This window comes from Chryseobacterium sp. StRB126, assembly GCF_000829375.1.
GTDB lineage: Bacteria > Bacteroidota > Bacteroidia > Flavobacteriales > Weeksellaceae > Chryseobacterium.
This window is the reverse complement of sequence record NZ_AP014624.1, coordinates 4853228-4870575: the sequence shown is the minus strand read 5'-3', so window position 1 is coordinate 4870575 and position 17348 is coordinate 4853228. Positions and strand designations below refer to the sequence as shown.

16 protein-coding genes are annotated in these 17348 nt (G+C 34.6%); 11 read left to right on the top strand and 5 right to left on the bottom strand.

All coding sequences use genetic code 11. The annotated features are described in order from the left end of the window. Positions 1-36 precede the first annotated feature (36 nt). The 7 genes from CHSO_RS22000 to CHSO_RS21970 all read left to right on the top strand — a co-directional run bounded on the left by CHSO_RS22000 (position 37) and on the right by CHSO_RS21970 (position 4936). Positions 37-342 (top strand): hypothetical protein, encoded by a 306-nt coding sequence (locus tag CHSO_RS22000; protein ID WP_144429006.1) that lies wholly within the window; start codon positions 37-39, stop codon positions 340-342. 5 nt (positions 343-347) lie between these two features. After that, positions 348-548 (top strand): hypothetical protein, encoded by a 201-nt coding sequence (locus tag CHSO_RS21995; protein WP_045500893.1) that lies wholly within the window; start codon positions 348-350, stop codon positions 546-548. A 122-nt stretch (positions 549-670) separates the two neighbouring features. Then, a complete protein-coding gene (locus tag CHSO_RS21990; protein WP_045503156.1) occupies positions 671-1699 on the top strand; it encodes an AMP-binding protein in 1029 nt (342 codons plus the stop codon). A 43-nt stretch (positions 1700-1742) separates the two neighbouring features. Continuing rightward, complete coding sequence (arfB, locus tag CHSO_RS21985; RefSeq protein ID WP_045500892.1) at positions 1743-2135, top strand: alternative ribosome rescue aminoacyl-tRNA hydrolase ArfB; 393 nt, start codon at positions 1743-1745, stop codon at positions 2133-2135. A gap of 67 nt (positions 2136-2202) precedes the next feature. Next, entirely contained in the window at positions 2203-2736 is a 534-nt protein-coding gene (locus CHSO_RS21980; protein ID WP_045500890.1) for a hypothetical protein, read from the top strand. Positions 2737-3032: 296 nt separating this feature from the next. After that, positions 3033-3413 (top strand): GreA/GreB family elongation factor, encoded by a 381-nt coding sequence (locus tag CHSO_RS21975; protein ID WP_045500888.1) that lies wholly within the window; start codon positions 3033-3035, stop codon positions 3411-3413. Positions 3414-3961: 548 nt separating this feature from the next. Next, positions 3962-4936: a deoxyhypusine synthase family protein gene (locus CHSO_RS21970; protein WP_045500886.1), complete on the top strand. Its 975-nt coding sequence runs from the start codon at positions 3962-3964 to the stop codon at positions 4934-4936. Positions 4937-5180: 244 nt separating this feature from the next. Here CHSO_RS21970 and CHSO_RS26060 read toward each other — a convergent pair whose 3' ends face one another. Then, positions 5181-5327: a hypothetical protein gene (locus CHSO_RS26060; RefSeq protein WP_171817677.1), complete on the bottom strand. Its 147-nt coding sequence runs from the start codon at positions 5325-5327 to the stop codon at positions 5181-5183. An 87-nt stretch (positions 5328-5414) separates the two neighbouring features. Between CHSO_RS26060 and CHSO_RS21965 the strand changes: the two genes are divergently transcribed. Next, positions 5415-5711, top strand: a complete 297-nt coding sequence (locus tag CHSO_RS21965; RefSeq protein WP_045500884.1) for an MGMT family protein — start codon at positions 5415-5417, stop codon at positions 5709-5711. Between the two features lie 448 nt (positions 5712-6159). Here the strand turns inward: CHSO_RS21965 and CHSO_RS21960 are convergent, their stop codons facing one another. Both CHSO_RS21960 and htpG read right to left on the bottom strand, forming a co-directional pair. Then, entirely contained in the window at positions 6160-6564 is a 405-nt protein-coding gene (locus tag CHSO_RS21960) for a helix-turn-helix transcriptional regulator (protein WP_045500882.1), read from the bottom strand. 346 nt (positions 6565-6910) lie between these two features. Further along, positions 6911-8803 carry a molecular chaperone HtpG gene (gene htpG / locus CHSO_RS21955; protein WP_045500880.1) on the bottom strand — a complete coding sequence of 631 codons (1893 nt, stop codon included), beginning with the start codon at positions 8801-8803 and terminating at the stop codon, positions 6911-6913. 154 nt (positions 8804-8957) lie between these two features. Between htpG and CHSO_RS21950 the strand changes: the two genes are divergently transcribed. Further along, positions 8958-11837: a prolyl oligopeptidase family serine peptidase gene (locus CHSO_RS21950; RefSeq protein WP_045503153.1), complete on the top strand. Its 2880-nt coding sequence runs from the start codon at positions 8958-8960 to the stop codon at positions 11835-11837. A gap of 158 nt (positions 11838-11995) precedes the next feature. Then, a complete protein-coding gene (locus tag CHSO_RS21945) occupies positions 11996-13453 on the top strand; it encodes a hypothetical protein (RefSeq protein ID WP_045500878.1) in 1458 nt (485 codons plus the stop codon). A 54-nt stretch (positions 13454-13507) separates the two neighbouring features. On the opposite strand, the gene recA is transcribed toward CHSO_RS21945, so the two are convergent. After that, on the bottom strand, positions 13508-14518 hold the full coding sequence (gene recA / locus CHSO_RS21940) for a recombinase RecA (protein ID WP_045500876.1): 1011 nt from the start codon (positions 14516-14518) through the stop codon (positions 13508-13510). Positions 14519-14905: 387 nt separating this feature from the next. Between recA and CHSO_RS21935 the strand changes: the two genes are divergently transcribed. Further along, positions 14906-16090 (top strand): hypothetical protein, encoded by a 1185-nt coding sequence (locus tag CHSO_RS21935; protein WP_045503150.1) that lies wholly within the window; start codon positions 14906-14908, stop codon positions 16088-16090. Positions 16091-16101: 11 nt separating this feature from the next. On the opposite strand, the gene CHSO_RS21930 is transcribed toward CHSO_RS21935, so the two are convergent. Then, complete coding sequence (locus CHSO_RS21930; protein ID WP_045500874.1) at positions 16102-17286, bottom strand: oxygenase MpaB family protein; 1185 nt, start codon at positions 17284-17286, stop codon at positions 16102-16104. Positions 17287-17348: the final 62 nt, after the last annotated feature.

Below are 17348 nucleotides of genomic sequence, written 5' to 3'. Positions count from 1 at the left end.
ATTTTCAATTGTACAGATAAGAATGAAAAAAATATATTGGATTTTAATAAATATACCTTCAATACTGTTTTAAAAGGTGAAGGAACGTATAATATAGGGTATGAATTTGATATTAATAAAAAGTATTATGCTGATAAAGAGTATAATTTTATTTATTATTCAAAAAATTTAACTGAGAGAAAATTTTTGATACCAGGAAGCTTGAGCAATGATGAGTTTCCTATTTATTGGGGAGAAGTTAATCTTCCATTTACAATTATTAAAAAAGCCAACAGTGATACTTTACTTATTATCAAAAACAACAAAGAATTTATATTTAAAAGAATAAAAAATAGCGATTAAATAAAATGGCTTTTATAACATTATTGATGGGTTTAGTACTTGTTTATTTTAAATTAAGCTCTAAAGAAAATGTTTTTAACGTGAAAAGACAGGATGACTCTATATATGATAAAATGCTTTATTATAGAGGTTGGGTTATTGCTGTTTTATTAATTGTGATTTCTTTGGCAGCTCTTTTAAAAAATGCTATATATTTCATTAAATAAAAGGGTTTATAATTACTCTATTGCGGAATCATACAAGTGCCCTATAACAGTTTTTTTCTTTAGATGCAAGGACTTTTTAGTATTTTTTTTTAAATTTACTGTAGATTTTATTCATGGAAAATATGCTGATAGACTTCAATAATCTCAATATTAATCAATTATCCTTCAATTCTGAATTTGAAAAAAAGGTTAGATTTTTTTTAGAAGAATGGACTTCTGAAGGAGAAACGGTAAACGTACAGACATCAGGTTCTACAGGAGTTCCTAAAGTTTTCGGGATCGAAAAAAATAAAATGATTAATTCTGCAGTGATGACCTGCAACTTTTTAGGTTTAAAAGAAGGTGATGTCGCATTACTATGTCTGCCGGTAGAGTACATTTCAGGTAAAATGATGGTAGTGCGTTCCATGGAAAGAAAACTTAGGTTAATCATAAGTGAACCCTCTTTACATCCTATTGAAAGCTTGGATCAGGAAGTGGATTTTTGTGCTATGACTCCACTTCAGGTAGAAAATTCATTAGATAAACTGCATCTAATCAAAAATCTGATTATTGGTGGTGCCACTGTTTCTGAAAGTTTGAAAAATAAAATTCTTCAGCTGAATTTGAAGAGTTCAAACCGTATATTTGAGACCTATGGAATGTCTGAAACACTTTCCCATATTGGCTTAAAACAACTGATGCCTGAACAGGAAGAATATTTCACTGTTTTCGAAAATGTTTCTATTTCCTTGGACGAAAGGGGCTGCCTGACCATTTTTGCTCCTAATGTGAATGCTGAACTATTGGTAACTAATGATTTAGTTGAAATTGAAAATGATAAACAGTTTAAATTTTTGGGAAGAATAGATAATGTAATTAATTCCGGGGGGGCTAAAATTTTTCCGGAAGCGCTGGAAGCACTAATCAAGAAAGAAGTCCCGAATGAAGCTATCTTTATAGGATTGCCCGATGAAAGTTTGGGACAGAAATTGATCTTAATTATTGAAGGGAATCAATCTGATGAGGTTGTTGATAAAGTTTCAGAGATTTCTTTTGAGAAGAATTTCCATAAGCCGAAAGAAATTATTTTCATCAATAAAATCCCAAGAACACCCAATGGAAAGGTAAGTAGAATGGAATTGTATAAACTGATTCATGAGAATATTTAAGAACTTCTGATCTCGGAATTTAAACTCTCAAAACTAAAAAACAATGAAGGATTTTTCAAAAGAACTCAGTTTCAAAACTTCCCGCAGCAGTGGGGCAGGAGGACAGAATGTGAATAAAGTGGAGACTTCGGTAACTGTACTTTGGAAAGTGATGACTTCTGAATTTTTTAATGATGATGAAAAAACATTGATTCAGGAAAAGCTTAAAAATAGAATCAATGCAGATGGATTTTTATTTCTAACCGTTTCTGAAAGCAGAACCCAGCTGATGAATAAAAATAAAGCCATCGAAAAAATAACGGAGATTGTAAATAAAGCCCTTGTTGTTCATAAAAAAAGGACAGCTACAAAGCCTTCCAGAGCTCAAAAGCAAAAGAGATTGGATAGCAAGAAGAAGCTTTCTGATAAAAAAGAAAATAGAAGGTTTAAATTTTAGTTGCTCCTTTCACTGAAAGTCCTATTTTTACCGGAAATTTTTCATTTGTTCCCTCTGTAGGGTATGTATGGAGGGTAGCGGAAACACCTTCAGGATTTTCAAAACAGGAAAAGAATTAAAAAGTGGACCTCACTTTGACCTTTCTGCTTATTATCACGTAAATAATATTGGCATCGGACTGAAATTTTCTAATTATAGTGCATCAAGCAATGGAATGCTAGCTGTAGGGAGTTCTTATGGGAACACAAGGTATGTGGCTGTAAGCACAAAAGATAATATTACTTTTTTTGAACCTTCTATCATGTATTCCAATTATAACGAGCCAACGAAACATAAATTGATTCTTGATGCTGCATTAGGGGTTATTTCTTACACAGCAAAAACAGGTAATGTAAAAGGAGCCGGATCTAATTTAGGATTAGGCGCAGGTTTGGGCTATCAATATGTTCTGTCTGATCATCTTTTTATAGGTCCCAAATTAAGTATGACGGCAGGAACATTAAACAAAATGAAAACTAGCGGAATAACAGTTGATTTAGGAGATGAAAAAGAAAGATTAACCAGAGTTTCTTTAAGTGGAGTCGTTGCATTCCATTTTTAAGTTCTATCTTTGTTAGAGTTAAAACAAAATAATAATGACAGCCACTATCTTTTTATCTGCAGAGCGCCGGGGAACAGGATTGTTGCTGTCATTACTGTATCTGCATACAGATTCTTTTCTAAAAAGTTCTAAGGACTTTATCAATTAAGCCCTGTCAGGATCCAAGACAGGGAATTATTCCGGATTTTTATTTATTGCTTTTTTGCGGTTTTCTATAGAAGGAGACAGAGTTATGTCTGGGTTCTACATTGGATCGTTAGAGAAATACTGCATTTTTAATCTTAAAAATTAGAAAAATGTCCAATCATATTACGGTAACCACAGGAATTTATGATGCTATAAAAGATACACTCAGAAGAAAAAAAGTAAGCATCGGAGAAGAGAAAAGATTAACTGAAGAATTAAGAAAGGCCAAGCAAGTATTGAGAAGAGACTTGCCTGAAGATATTGTAACAGTTAACAGAAAAGTGACTTTGAAAGATCATACACAGAATTTTGAACATGAATATATTTTTGTGCCTTCTACCAGAGAAAAACTTAAGAAGAATAAGCACTCCATCCTTTCCAATATTGCTTTGGCTGTTGTTGGATATAAAGTAGGAGATATCATCGACTGGCCTTTCAAAGACGGCGAAAGAAAAATTGAAATTGTAAAAGTGGAAGCCTGGGAAGGATGAAACTTTGTCATATAGGGTTGAATTTACGAAGAAAACGTAGTCCATTTTTGGGCTGCGTTTTCTGTTTTTTAAGAATAGGGGTGAAGGTTGGAAAACGCAAAGCCGCAAGATCTTTTATATACATGATGTTTTAAGGTGCAAAGGTTTTATCTGTGATAAAATTGTATACCGCTAAATATAGCCACGAATGCACGAATAATTTTATTTTCTCTTAATCTATGAGTTTATGTGGTTTAAAAACATCAAATCATATAGATGAATAGAATATAATGTCCAATATTTTAGCATCAATAAAAGAAATTCGGGCATTCGTGGCAAAAAATAAGCGTACTGTTTGCTGAAAATATTATATTGAGCGAAGTCGAAATGTTCTTGCGGTTTAAAAGTATTCATAGTGTTAATAAAGACCTTTGTGTCTGCCCAATAAAATACAGCATGTGCCAACTGTTTATTTAACAAATGATAAAAAAACATCTCTCTATGAGACTTTCTTCAAGTGCTTGGGCTGCATTCCGTTTTTAAGTTTTATCTTTGCAAAAATTATAAAAATGAGCAAACCGATAACTGAATTCATAGAAAAGTACTACCTGCACTTCAACGCAGCTGCATTGGTGGATGCTTCTAAAGGATATGTTGCACATCTTAAAGATGGCGGAAAAATGATGATTACTTTGGCAGGAGCAATGTCTACTGCTGAATTAGGAAAGATTCTTGCAGAAATGATCCGTCAGGGGAAAGTAGATTTTATCTCTTGTACAGGGGCCAACCTTGAAGAAGATTTAATGAACCTTGTAGCACACTCTCACTATGAAAGAGTTCCTCATTACAGAGACCTGACTGCTCAGGATGAGTGGGATCTTTTAGAAAGAGGTCTGAACAGAGTTACAGATACTTGTATCCCTGAAGAAGAAGCTTTCAGAAGATTACAGAAACACATCGTGGAAATCTGGAAAGATGCAGAAGCTAAAGGAGAAAGATATTTCCCACACGAATTCATGTATAAAATGATCCTTTCGGGAGTATTGGAGCAGTATTATGAAATTCCTAGAGAAAACTCTTGGATGATTGCTGCTGCAGAAGCAAATTTACCAATCGTAGTTCCGGGATGGGAAGACTCTACAATGGGTAACATCTTCGCTTCTTACTGTATCAAAGGAGAGCTTAAAGCTACTACAATGAAATCAGGTATCGAATATATGACTTACCTTGCTGACTGGTATACTAAAAACTCAGCAGGAAAAGGAGTTGGATTCTTCCAGATTGGTGGAGGTATCGCAGGAGATTTCCCTATCTGTGTAGTACCAATGTTATATCAGGATATGGAAATGCATGACATTCCTTTCTGGTCTTATTTCTGCCAGATCTCTGATTCTACTACTTCTTACGGTTCTTATTCGGGAGCAGTTCCCAATGAGAAAATCACTTGGGGTAAATTAGATATCACTACACCGAAATTTATCGTTGAAAGTGATGCAACAATCTGTGCACCACTAATGTTCTCTTATATTCTTGAGAATGCTTAAGCAATAAACTCTTTATGAGATTACAATAATAGCGCTTCCATTTTGGGAGCGCTTTTTTATCTTTTGCTTTCAGACTTTTAATCTCTTGCATTTTGCAGATAACGCAGATTCTTTATAGGGAGTATAGAGTGTTGGAAATCACAAAGATTTCTAACAAATCTGCCTAATTTGCTAAATCCGCGTGCCAATATTTAAACATCATTGGGATCTGTGAAAATCTGTGTCATCTGTGGGAAAATAAAAATTAATCCAAAGAATTCACCAAAACAAAATAACGGTAAGCCAAAATTCCTTTTTCTATTTTTGTTAGCCTGTTCGGATCCTTCTTACTCAGCTTTGGAAGAACCTTTTTATTGATTACATTCAGTAAACGGAAAAATGATTTTTTCATATCTTTATCTTTTAATGAAACATCATTGAGGCGGTAAGAGTTAAAAAATGATGCAAAAACTCAATATTCTTTTCTAAGACTTTAGATATGGATGAAATTTTCAAACAACAGGTATACGAAGTAGCAAGGCTTATTCCAAAGGGAAGAGTTTCTACCTATGGTGCTATAGCGAAAGCAGTGGGTTATCCCAATCATTCCCGTCATGTAGGAAAAGCAATGGGAGGTTGCCCTGAAGATGTGCCTGCACACCGTGTTATTTCAAGTTCAGGTACCTTATCTGTTCCGGAGTTCCAGAAGAAACTGGAAGCGGAAGGAATTACGGTAGAAAATCTAAGAATAAAAGGCTTTAAAAAGCTGTTTTGGGATCCCATGGATGAACTATAATAAGTTTTTCATTAAACATTCATCTCGGAATAAATTCATGCATTCGTGGCAAAAAAATAAGTGTCTTTTTTAAAACGCAAAGTTTCTATTTTGATATTGTAATATTTTGAGTGAGCAAAGATGGAATCAATTTCATTGATTCTTACGAAGCATACGCATAACCCTAAAGCTTCATCAGCGACGAAGCCGTCCTTCTTAGCCTCCTAAGAATATAAGGCTTTTATCATAAAACTTTGCGTTAAATAATCTCCCACAGATTTCGCAGATTCCACAGATTCAATCGCTGCGAGAATTATATTTGTGACATTTGTGAAATGATTAGTGTTCTTCGTGTTTAAAGAAAGAGCTCATAAGAAATTTGGTGTCAGAAATATCTTTCAATACTAAAAAAAATCACCCATACCATTGATATGAGTGATACAAATATTTTTACAGTAAAACTGTATTATTATTTCTTTGCTCTTGTTGAAGGACTTTGAAAACTTTTTAGTTCCTCTTTCAGCCTTTCATTTTCCTCTTTTAATAAAGTAATATATCCTTGTAGGTTTTCAATAACAGCACCTGGAATATTATCATAATTATTCTGGTTAGTAATTGCTCCTGCAGAAATAGATTTATCATTAAATACAGGATGGTCATAATTAACAACTATGGCAGCTTCCTCTTCTTCGTAAATATCTTCAACCGGCACTTCCAAGAAACGGGCAAGCTTGTCCCATTCATCTTTTACGATTCTTACATCACCACTTTCTTTTCTGCTGTAATTAGATACATCCGTAGCGATGTAATCAGCTACCTGCTGCTGAGTGTAGCCTTTTTGCTTTCTGATGACACGTAATTTTTCTTTTTGCATGACCGACATTTTATACAAAAATGGCAAAAAAGCACAATGTATACAACAGAAAACTGTAAAAAAGTAATGATGAATTTTCACTATTGAGAGAAAATGAACTACAAAAGCCACAAAAGCTTTATGATTAAACACTTTAGTAAGTTCAAAATGATACTCTATAAAAGTTCACATCAGAAGAAAATCGTAGATTTTCAAAAACTTAAGTGCTCTTCTCAACAAAATAGTATTTACTTCATAAAACTTAAGTGTCTAAATTCTTTTGTGGTTAAAAAATTATCTCCCCTAGATTAAACAGTTTTTTTAGGTACAAAAAAAGACTGCTTCATTTGAAACAGTCTTCAGTCAATTATTTTTCAAGTTGCTTATAGCTTCTCTGTATAAAATCTGTAAGGTCTTTTCCTTTCAGAAGGTTTTGAGATAGCTTGGCAAGATCCAAAGCGTATTTAATTAAGCTTTCTTTCTCTTCAGCATTCTCAGTTTTTAAGATCTGATTAGAAAGTTCACTGTTGGAATTCACTATCAGATTGTACATCTCTGGGAAACCTCCCATTCCGAACATACCGCCACCGCCGGTTGCCTGCATTTCTTTCATTCTTCTCATGAATTCAGGCTGGGTAATGGTAAATGGAGCATCATTGCTGTCAAGGTCTTCAAGTTGAACTGTGAATTTAGAATCCTGAATTGCTTCTTCAACATTCTTTTTCAAAGATTCCTTTTCAGTGTCATTCAATTTTGAAATAACAGGCTCATCTTTCTTGATAAGATTGTTGATGTGATCTGCATCTACTCTTGCGAATGAAATATTTTCCTTCGTAGTTTCCAGTTTCTGGATAACGTGTGAAATGATTGGAGAGTCTAATAACAGCACTTCATATCCTTTATCTTTTGCAGACTGAATATAGCTGTGTTGCTCATCAGCACTGGTTGCGTAAAGAACTACAAGCTTGTTATCCTTATCGGTTTGCGTTGGTGTTATTTTATCAACCAATTCATTCCAAAGGAAGTATTTTCCGTCTGTTGTTGGATATAATGTGAATTTATCAGCTTTCTCAGCGAATTTTTCTTCCGTGATAACTCCGTATTCGATAACTATTTTAATATCATTCCATTTTTGTTCGTAGTCTTCACGGTTTTCATTGATGAGAGAAGCCATTTTATCAGCTACTTTTTTAGTGATGTAAGAAGAAATTTTCTTTACAGCACCATCTGCCTGAAGATAAGAACGGGATACATTCAACGGAATATCCGGAGAATCAATTACTCCTCTTAGAAGCATTAGGAAGTCTGGAACAATACCTTTTACTTCATCCGTTACGAATACCTGATTTTGGTATAACTGGATTTTATCCTTATCAATATTTAAGTTGTTGCTTAATTTCGGAAAGAATAAAACCCCGGTAAGGTTGAAAGGATAATCAACATTCAGGTGAATGTGGAATAAAGGTTCCTCAAACTGCATTGGATATAGCTCGTGGTAGAACTTCATATAATCCTCGTTGGTAAGATCACTTGGAGCGATAGTCCATGCCGGAGTAGGGTTGTTGATGATATTATCCACTTCTTCAGTTTCAGCAACAGCATCTTCCGGAGCATCTTCCGGTAAAGGAAGTGTATGGGTTTTTGTTCCGAATTTAATAGGAACAGGCATGAATTTGTTATATTTTAGTAACAGTTCACGAATTTTTGTTTCTTCTAAAAATTCTAGAGAATCTTCAGCAATGTGAAGAATAATTTCTGTTCCTCTATCAGTTTTATCAGTAGTTTCTTCAAGAGTAAACTCAGGGCTTCCGTCGCAGATCCATCTTACAGCAGGCTCATCTTTATAAGATTTTGTAAGGATTTCCACTTTTTCAGCGACCATAAAGGCAGAGTAGAACCCAAGACCGAAATGTCCGATAATTCCAGAGTCTTTTGCTGAATCTTTATATTTTTCCAAAAACTCCTCAGCTCCTGAGAAAGCAACCTGATTGATGTATTTTTCAACCTCTTCACCGGTCATACCGATACCTTGGTCTATGATGCGTAAAGTTTTCTGTTCTTTATCAATTTTAACCTCAAGCTTCGGATTTCCATATTCAACTTTTGCTTCCCCAATACTTGTTAGGTGTTTTAGCTTCAGAGTAGCATCTGTAGCATTAGAAATCAGCTCTCTTAAGAATATTTCATGGTCACTGTAAAGAAACTTTTTAATAAGTGGGAAAATGTTCTCCACTGATACATTAATATTTCCTTTAGTCATAATATTTTAGATTTTTTAATTTTCAAATATTTCTCAAAAAAAATACCATCGTTCAGAAAGTGACAGAATGACATTTTTTCAAGTGATACAAGCCATAATCATGTGGATTTGTCAAAGAAATATCCTATTTTTAGTCCTTAAAAATTTTTTAAAAATGAAGATGAAATGTACAGTTTTTCTTCTGCTCATGATGGCCTGTTGCCTGTATGGACAGAAGAAACCTTTAGACCATTCTGTTTATGACAGCTGGCAAAATTTAGGCATGAGAAAAATTTCAAATGATGGAAAATGGATTGCCTACTCTGTGGACCCTCAGGAAGGAAATTCTAATCTTTTTTTATACTCCGTTAAAAATAAAGCTTCAAAAGCATTTGCAAGAGGAACAAAAATAGATTTTACGAGTGATTCCAGATTTGCTGTTTTTCAGATCCGTCCGTTGTATAAGGATATAAAAGCGGTAAAAGATAAAAAGCTTAAAAAAAATAAATTAACAAAAGACAGTCTTGCCATTGTTGATGTTTTGAATGGTCAAACGGAAAAAATCCCGAATGTAAAAACATTTAAAATCCCTGAAAAAGCAGGTTCTTATGTTGCCTATCTTCTGGAAGATATCAAAGATAAATCTTCAGATAAAGAAGATAGTGATGAAAATAAAGAGGAAGAGAAAAATGCAAAGCCTCTACAATTGGTTGTACGAAATCTTCTGGATGGAAAAAGTACAACATATGATAACGTAATCCGTTATGAGTTCAGTAAAAATGGGAAACAACTTGCTTTTGTAACCAAGAAACCGGACGAAAAAAAGGAAAAGAAAGAAGGGAAAGATTCAGATGATGAAAAATCGGCGGATAAAAAAGACACGGACAAATCTAAACCAAAGAAATACGCTCTTGAAACAGTACAGGTAATAGATCTTCAGAAAGGAACTGTTACTAAAATTTCCGAAATGGAAGGTGATTTTTCACAGTTGTCTTTTGATGAAGATGGAAATCAATTGGCGTATGTGGGAACTTCTTCTGCACAGAATGATTTAGTAAAGCTGTATAATTTATATTACTTTAACGTTAAAGGAAATAAAAAGGAAACGGTAACTAATGAAAATGCCCAAATGAGAAAGAATTGGGTAATTTCTGAAAACCGTTTACCTCTATTCAGTAAAAACGGAAAACAGTTGTACTTTGGAGTGGGCCCAAAACCGATTGCAAAAGATACTGCGATGATTACTAACGACCATGCTGTGGTAGACATCTGGAATTACAGAGATGATTATCTACAGACAGTACAGTTAAAGGAATTAAAAAATGATCTGAAAAAATCTTACGCTGCCGTAATGCAAACGGAAAAGCCGGATTTTTTTAGAAATATTGATGGTGAGGATTTAGATACTTTGCGAGTGGTAAACGAAGGAAATGCTGAATTTGCATTAGGGGTTACCAGTTTGAACAACCGTATTTCTTCACAATGGGAAGGTTCAACAAAGAAGACCTATTTCGCAATTGATAATAAAACAGGAGAAAGAACGGAAATCATTAAAAATCTGTATGGTTCAGTGGCTGTATCTCCGCTTGGAAAATTTATTGTGATTTTTGATAGCGAAAAAGGGCAGTGGTTTAGTTATAACGTGAAAACAAAACAAACTTTGCCACTTACGAACAGCCTGCCGGTTTCCTTCGTGGATGAGGAGTTTGATATGCCGGATTTTCCAAACCCTTACGGACTTGCATCATGGACGGATAATGATGAGTCTGTCATTATCAGAGACCGTTATGATCTTTGGGAACTTTTCCTGAATGGTTCAAAAAAACCAAGAAATATCACCAAGGGATATGGGCGTAAAAATAAAATAACATTTGATACTTACGATTTAGATAAAGATATTAAAAGTTTAAACCGAAAGGCTTCTATCTATTTATCAGCATTTGATAATGCTTCCAAGGCCAACGGAATTTTTAAAACCTCTATTCAGTCGAATACTGATCCTGTAAAAATTCAAATGGAAAATGTATGGGGATATCGTAGTATTCAAAAAGCGAAAAATGCTGAAGAATATATTGTAGTAAAAGAATCATATACAGATTCACCGAATATTTTTACAACAGCAGATTTCTCAAAACAACAAAAGCTGAGTGATACCAATCCACAACAAAGTCATTATAACTGGGGAACAGACGAATTGGTACATTGGGCAACCCCAAAAGGAAATACTTCTACAGGAGTTTTATTCAAACCGGAAGATTTCGATCCGAATAAAAAATATCCAATGATTGTTTATTTCTATGAGAAACTTTCTGATAATCTGAACCGTTATGTTGCGCCTTCACCAACACCTTCAAGATTAAATATTTCTTATTTTGTGAGCAACGGATATTTGGTTTTCACACCTGATATTTCGTACACAGATGGTTTTCCCGGAGAATCTGCAATGGAATACATTAATTCAGGAGTTGAAAAGCTAAAGCAAAATTCTTGGGTGGATGGTACTAAAATCGGAATTCAGGGACAAAGCTGGGGTGGTTATCAGGTAGCCTATTTGATTGCTCATACTGATATGTATGCTGCAGCATGGAGTGGTGCTCCTGTTGTGAACATGACTTCCGCCTATGGTGGAATCCGATGGGGTTCCGGAATGAACAGACAGTTCCAGTACGAAAAATCACAAAGTAGATTAGGAAAGAATCTATGGGAAGCACCGGATCTTTATATTAAAAACTCACCGCTTTTTGCCATTGATAAAGTAAAAACTCCGGTGGCTATTATGAGTAACGATCAGGATGGAGCAGTGCCATGGTATCAGGGAATCGAAATGTTTACAGCATTACGCCGTCTTGGAAAACCAGCGTGGCTTCTGAATTATAATGGTGACGATCATAACCTTCTCAAACGTCAGAACAGAAAAGATATTCAAATTCGAGAACAGCAGTTTTTTGATTATTATCTTAAAGGGGCTAAAGCTCCGGTCTGGATGACAAAAGGAATTCCAGCCACCCAAAAAGGAAAAGAGTGGGGATTTGACTTGACAGATGATAAGCCTTAAATTATAGAAAACTCGGCGGAGCCTTTGGCTCCGCCGAGTTTTTGTTTCAAAATATATCTCAAAATATATCACGAATGAGAAACTGACACAATGGCATTTTTTTTATGATGGGCCTATTGCGAGCTTTTATTATATTTACCGCCAATTTTAACAACAATATGGGAATCTTTGATTTTTTTAAGAAGAAAGACAACAGACAGGAAAATGTCAGTGCTCCAATTCAGCAGCAAGAAATGCCGGTGGAGGAAATAGTAGAAGAGAAAGTAGAGGAAGTGGTGGAGACAGTTCCGAAAACAGTATTGGAAACTCCAGTACAACCACAACCGGTAGAAGAGAAAAAGGTGAATGAATTATATGAAAAGATCAAGATTTATAGTGATTATGTAGTGTATTCTATTGCGCTTCAATTGAGGGGAGATTTTGCGCCAATTTCGGCATTTGAAAACGAGAACGGAGAAGTTGAGGGGTTTGCTTATATGATTACAGATCCTACTTATGGGCTTTCGCCACAGGTGGTATTGAGCAATATGAAAGAAAAATTTGAAAACGAGTTGAAAGAAGGAAAGATCAAGTCATATGCTATCCTTTATCATTCTCAGTTCAACGACGATGATAACCATGCATTGGCAGTAAACCCGGAAGACCTTAAAGCTATTACACTTTCTTATCATTTTAATGATTCTGAAGAAGGTAATATTGCCTTACCTTATGTTTTCGAAAATGAAAATGTTACGTTCAAAGGTTTTGCTGAGTTCTCTCATGAAGAAAACAATGAGATTATGAATAACCAGCTGGTAGATGGAAAAGATTATTTTACCAACAGAGAGGAGATCAAGAGTCCGGAAAGCACCAATGAAGCTGGGATCATCATAAAGAAATCAAATGTTCATTCTCTTGCGAATATGTGGGGGGGGATTTTTGGTTTTCAAAATTTCCAGACTCAGGAAAAATTCTCTCAATATTTGATGGAGACTATGGCTTTATATAGAGTAGCTGAAATTGCTGCAGACGAAAAGGCTAAGTTTACAGAATTTAAATATGTAACATTCAAAACCATTATTTCTGACGATTTTAATACCATTTATCCGGAGGTGAAAACAGATTTCTCTCTTGAGTTTGAAACAAAAGAAATCCGTGAATGGGAAAATGTTGAGAATAACGAAGCGATTGTAGGAGGTCTTGGAAGAGATACTTTCGGACTTTGGTTCTTCCCGACAGATTATGTAGAAAACAAAACTCAATATCAGACGCAGAATAAGCTTAATATTAGCATTAGTGGAATTATTTTCGTGCTGGATCTTCATGAAAGTTTTGATTTACCGGATGGCACCAAGACTGATGAAGAGTTTACAGCTTATAAGCCAAGCCAGGATCTTCCTGATTATGGATGTATTGATTTTATTGGTAAGGTACTAGACATTCAGGAAGCTGAATTACTGCCAGACGGAAGTGTGAAAGGATTTATCCTGAAATTAAGACTGATTACCAATTCAGAAGTAGAAAACTTCTTCACGGTAGATGCCTTCGTGAGCAAGGAAAATATGAGATTTGCTGCCCTTTCAGTAGGAATGCAGGTTGCAGGAGCCATGCAGCTACAGGGGAAAATAGTAGGATAGTAAAATAAATATTTGTATAATAAATAAAAACGGTCTGTAATTCAGACCGTTTTTTTATTTTATTATTTGTTTTTTCAACTCTTCTTTGATCTTGTTTTCCAATTCCTCGGCAAGTTCAGGATTGTCTTTTAAAACATCTTTTACAGCATCACGCCCTTGGCCTAGTTTAGATTCTTCATAGCTGAACCAAGAACCACTTTTCTTTACAATTCCCATATCAACTGCAGTATCAAGAATTTCTCCTACTTTAGAAACTCCCTCACCGTACATAATGTCGAATTCTGCTTGTTTGAAAGGTGGAGCTACTTTGTTTTTCACGATCTTCACTTTCACACGGCTTCCGATAGCTTCGTCACCTTGTTTGATTGGAGCACTTGCTTTTCTGATATCAATTCTTACAGAAGCGTAGAATTTAAGAGCGTTACCACCGGTAGTTGTTTCAGGGTTACCGAACATTACACCGATCTTTTCTCTCAACTGGTTGATGAAAATTACAGTACATTTCGTTCTTGAAATAGTAGCTGTAAGCTTTCTTAATGCCTGAGACATCAATCTTGCATGAAGCCCCATTTTAGAATCTCCCATTTCTCCTTCAATCTCTGCTTTTGGAGTAAGGGCAGCAACAGAGTCAATAACAACAATGTCAATAGCTCCTGAACGGATCAGGTTATCAGCAATTTCTAAAGCCTGTTCTCCGTTGTCCGGCTGAGAAATGATAAGGTTTTCCAAATCGATTCCTAGTTTTGCAGCATAAGTTCTGTCGAAAGCGTGCTCAGCGTCAATAAATGCAGCAATACCACCTGCTTTTTGAGCTTCAGCAATAGCGTGAAGTGTTAATGTAGTTTTACCTGAAGATTCAGGTCCATATATTTCAATGATTCTTCCTTTTGGATATCCTCCTATACCTAATGCGATATCTAATCCTAAAGATCCGGAAGGAATTACCTCTATTGTATTGTCTATAGAAGCATCACCTAAAGTCATTACCGTTCCCTTCCCGTATGTTTTATCTAGCTTGTCAAGCACTAGTGCAAGTGCTTTTTTCTTATCATCAATATTACTCATCTCTATTAAAATAATTTCTCAAAAATACATAATTTATAGATCAAAAACTAATATTATTTATCCCTGAAACTGGTTTTTAGAGTTAAAAAATGATAAAATTTTAAAGCTGATGTTATTCATAACGAAGGAGATGCAGAATCTGGTATTGAGAAATATTGGAAAAATAAATTTAAGATAAGAAAGTTATTGTTAGAAGTAGAAAGCTGGGCGCTGAAAGTTAATATCACATGAATGATTTCTGGAAGTTATAGTCTTTACTACTTATTGAGTTAGCTTGTTTTTTTAATGATTATAACACTTTTTATATTGATGGGTACAACCAGAGTTTTATCCATTCAATATAAAATAATGCTTATCTTAAAACATTATTTTTTAAGATCTCATACTATGGACAGAAAATTAAAACGATTCCTGCTTAAATCTTTTGCTGTATTAGTTGTCATACATTTGGCTTACTTCATTTACGGATATATAAAATTTGTGGGTCTTAAAAGAATTAATATTTATACTGAATTTTACAGATTCAAATTTTACGATGATGTCTCTATTTCTCATGTTTTCGTATCCGGTCTTTTTTTGTTTTTCTTTGTTATTTTTCTTCTTAGAAATCATTCTAAAAAAAGAAATGGACTTTCAAAAAATCTAGGAATAGGCTTAATACTTCTGTTGGTGTCCTTTTTGTCCCTGACCTTTTTCATCAGTTACAGTTTTGGATTCAATGCAAAACTACGAACTGTACTCCCTGAAAAGGATCTCAATAAAGACAAAACGTTGCTGAATGTCTTACAGCCTTTTTTATATAACTATACTTCTTACAGTTCTGAGAAACTATTTAATCCGGAAAATATTTTATATCCCAAACCTTATCCTGTGATTGAACAGAGAGATACGCTGTACTACGATCCGGGTAATAAGGAGTATTATACAACAGAATCCAAATATTACAGTATTGATACGCTAACAATATTAAGTGCTGATCATAAAAAAATCAACAATAAAAAGAAATTGGCGCTTGATTTTCTTGGGCTTGATGATAAAGAGTTGGAAAAAAGAATTATTTCTAAAAAAGAGATAGGGGATAGTACCGAAATTATATTTAAAGGAGAAGAGGTACATCCTCAATATGACGAGAAAATGTGTATTTTTCTTGAAAATAAATTTTTGTTTTTTCCATTGCACAATATTCCTGAACAGAAACAGCAGTATCAAAATGCAGTCAAAAGGTACAATTTGCTTTACAAATATAATCAGGACTCATTACTTTACTCATTTCAGAGATTGGATGTCCTTTTAAAAAAATATGATATAGAATCGCAGATAGTTCCGAAAGATCTCACCAAAGATGTATTTTATTACCGGGATCACCAGGAGGAGCCTCTGAATGCAATACGGAATACTTACGAAAGAGGCCAGTTAAAAGATAAATTTGCAACTCTTGATCGTCTGTTCTACAAGCCAAATTATCTTCACCCTTCCATCATAGAAATTTTCATCAGCGTTGTCATTGGCGTATGGTTTATTTTATTTTTATTGTATTTGATCTGGAGTTTCAGGAACAGGAAAATTTCCTAAAAAATGGTGTACTAATGAAAATTTGAATTTTTAGTGATATTCAGATAATCTTTTAAAACTTTCATCTGTTCTTTATTACCTCTCTTTATTCTGGTATCTCGGCTTACGAGACGATCATACATTCTATTGAAAAATATTTTTGATTTTGGAAATAACTTTTTGTTAGAGACTTCCGGAATTTGAAGCCTTTTACAAACTTCATCATCCAGCAGGAACCATGTACAGCAGATATGCAGATACCTCAGATTTTTTCTTTGAAATTCAAATTTTAAAATTGGGTTTTCCAGTGACTCATTTAGTAAAGAATGGGCTAAAAGAACAGAATCTTTATCAGATGGAGGCTGAATGGATGTCCATAAATAAAAATATTCTGTAGCCTGTTTTTTATCATCAGGAAGAAGCTGTTCAGGGATTCCAAGCAGATATCCCACGTATTTCCACAGGTGAAAAATTCCCTGTTCTTCTTCAACAGAAAAAGTATTTCCTAATTTTTGAAGACTATGAAGAAAAACGAGGCTAAAACCAATATAGGTAGCCATCATATCCCATGAATTGATGGGTTCTCCCCAGTTCTCGGTATTCCAGTCTTTGTAATGTTTTTTGATGGAAAGTCTCGCGTAGGAATGAATCAGGCGGGTTTTTATCGCAAACTCATATCCTTTCGCATGAATTTCCAATGCATTATAGCGGGTAGCATTCACCCAGAAATCCAGGGTTTCTGAAAGACGTTTCACAGCTCCTTTTTTCAACGCTTCTGTAACAATCAATGGTTTGTTGAGGTAGGCATAATCATAGCCTCCAATCAGGCAGTAATCTCTCAAAGAAATTAAAGAATCAAGATTGCTTCTCATGCAGAGCTCAGCGCCGCTTTTTAATAAATTGTAATCTAGCCAATCGGGAATTTCCTGAGTTTGGGCGAACAATTTTTTTATACTTTCAGGAACATTATCATTTTCAGAAACTCCATTTCGAATGTACCCTTCAATTTCCCTTGATGCTTCATGGTATTTTTTAGTAAAATAAACTTCTTTTACTACTGCATCCCCGGTTTCATCCACATGATAGAAGAAGGGAGCGTATCGTTCAAAATCTTTGAAGCTCACTTGAGCACCGGAAAACGCAATCAGTTGTTTTCCGTTACCGTTTTCCCAAAAGTTTTTGAAATGCAGAGCATCTTTAAAGCGGGGTTGTATCATTGTTCATTCCTTAGATATATAAAAGTACAAGTTTTATGCTGAAGTTAGCTGGTGAGATTTGT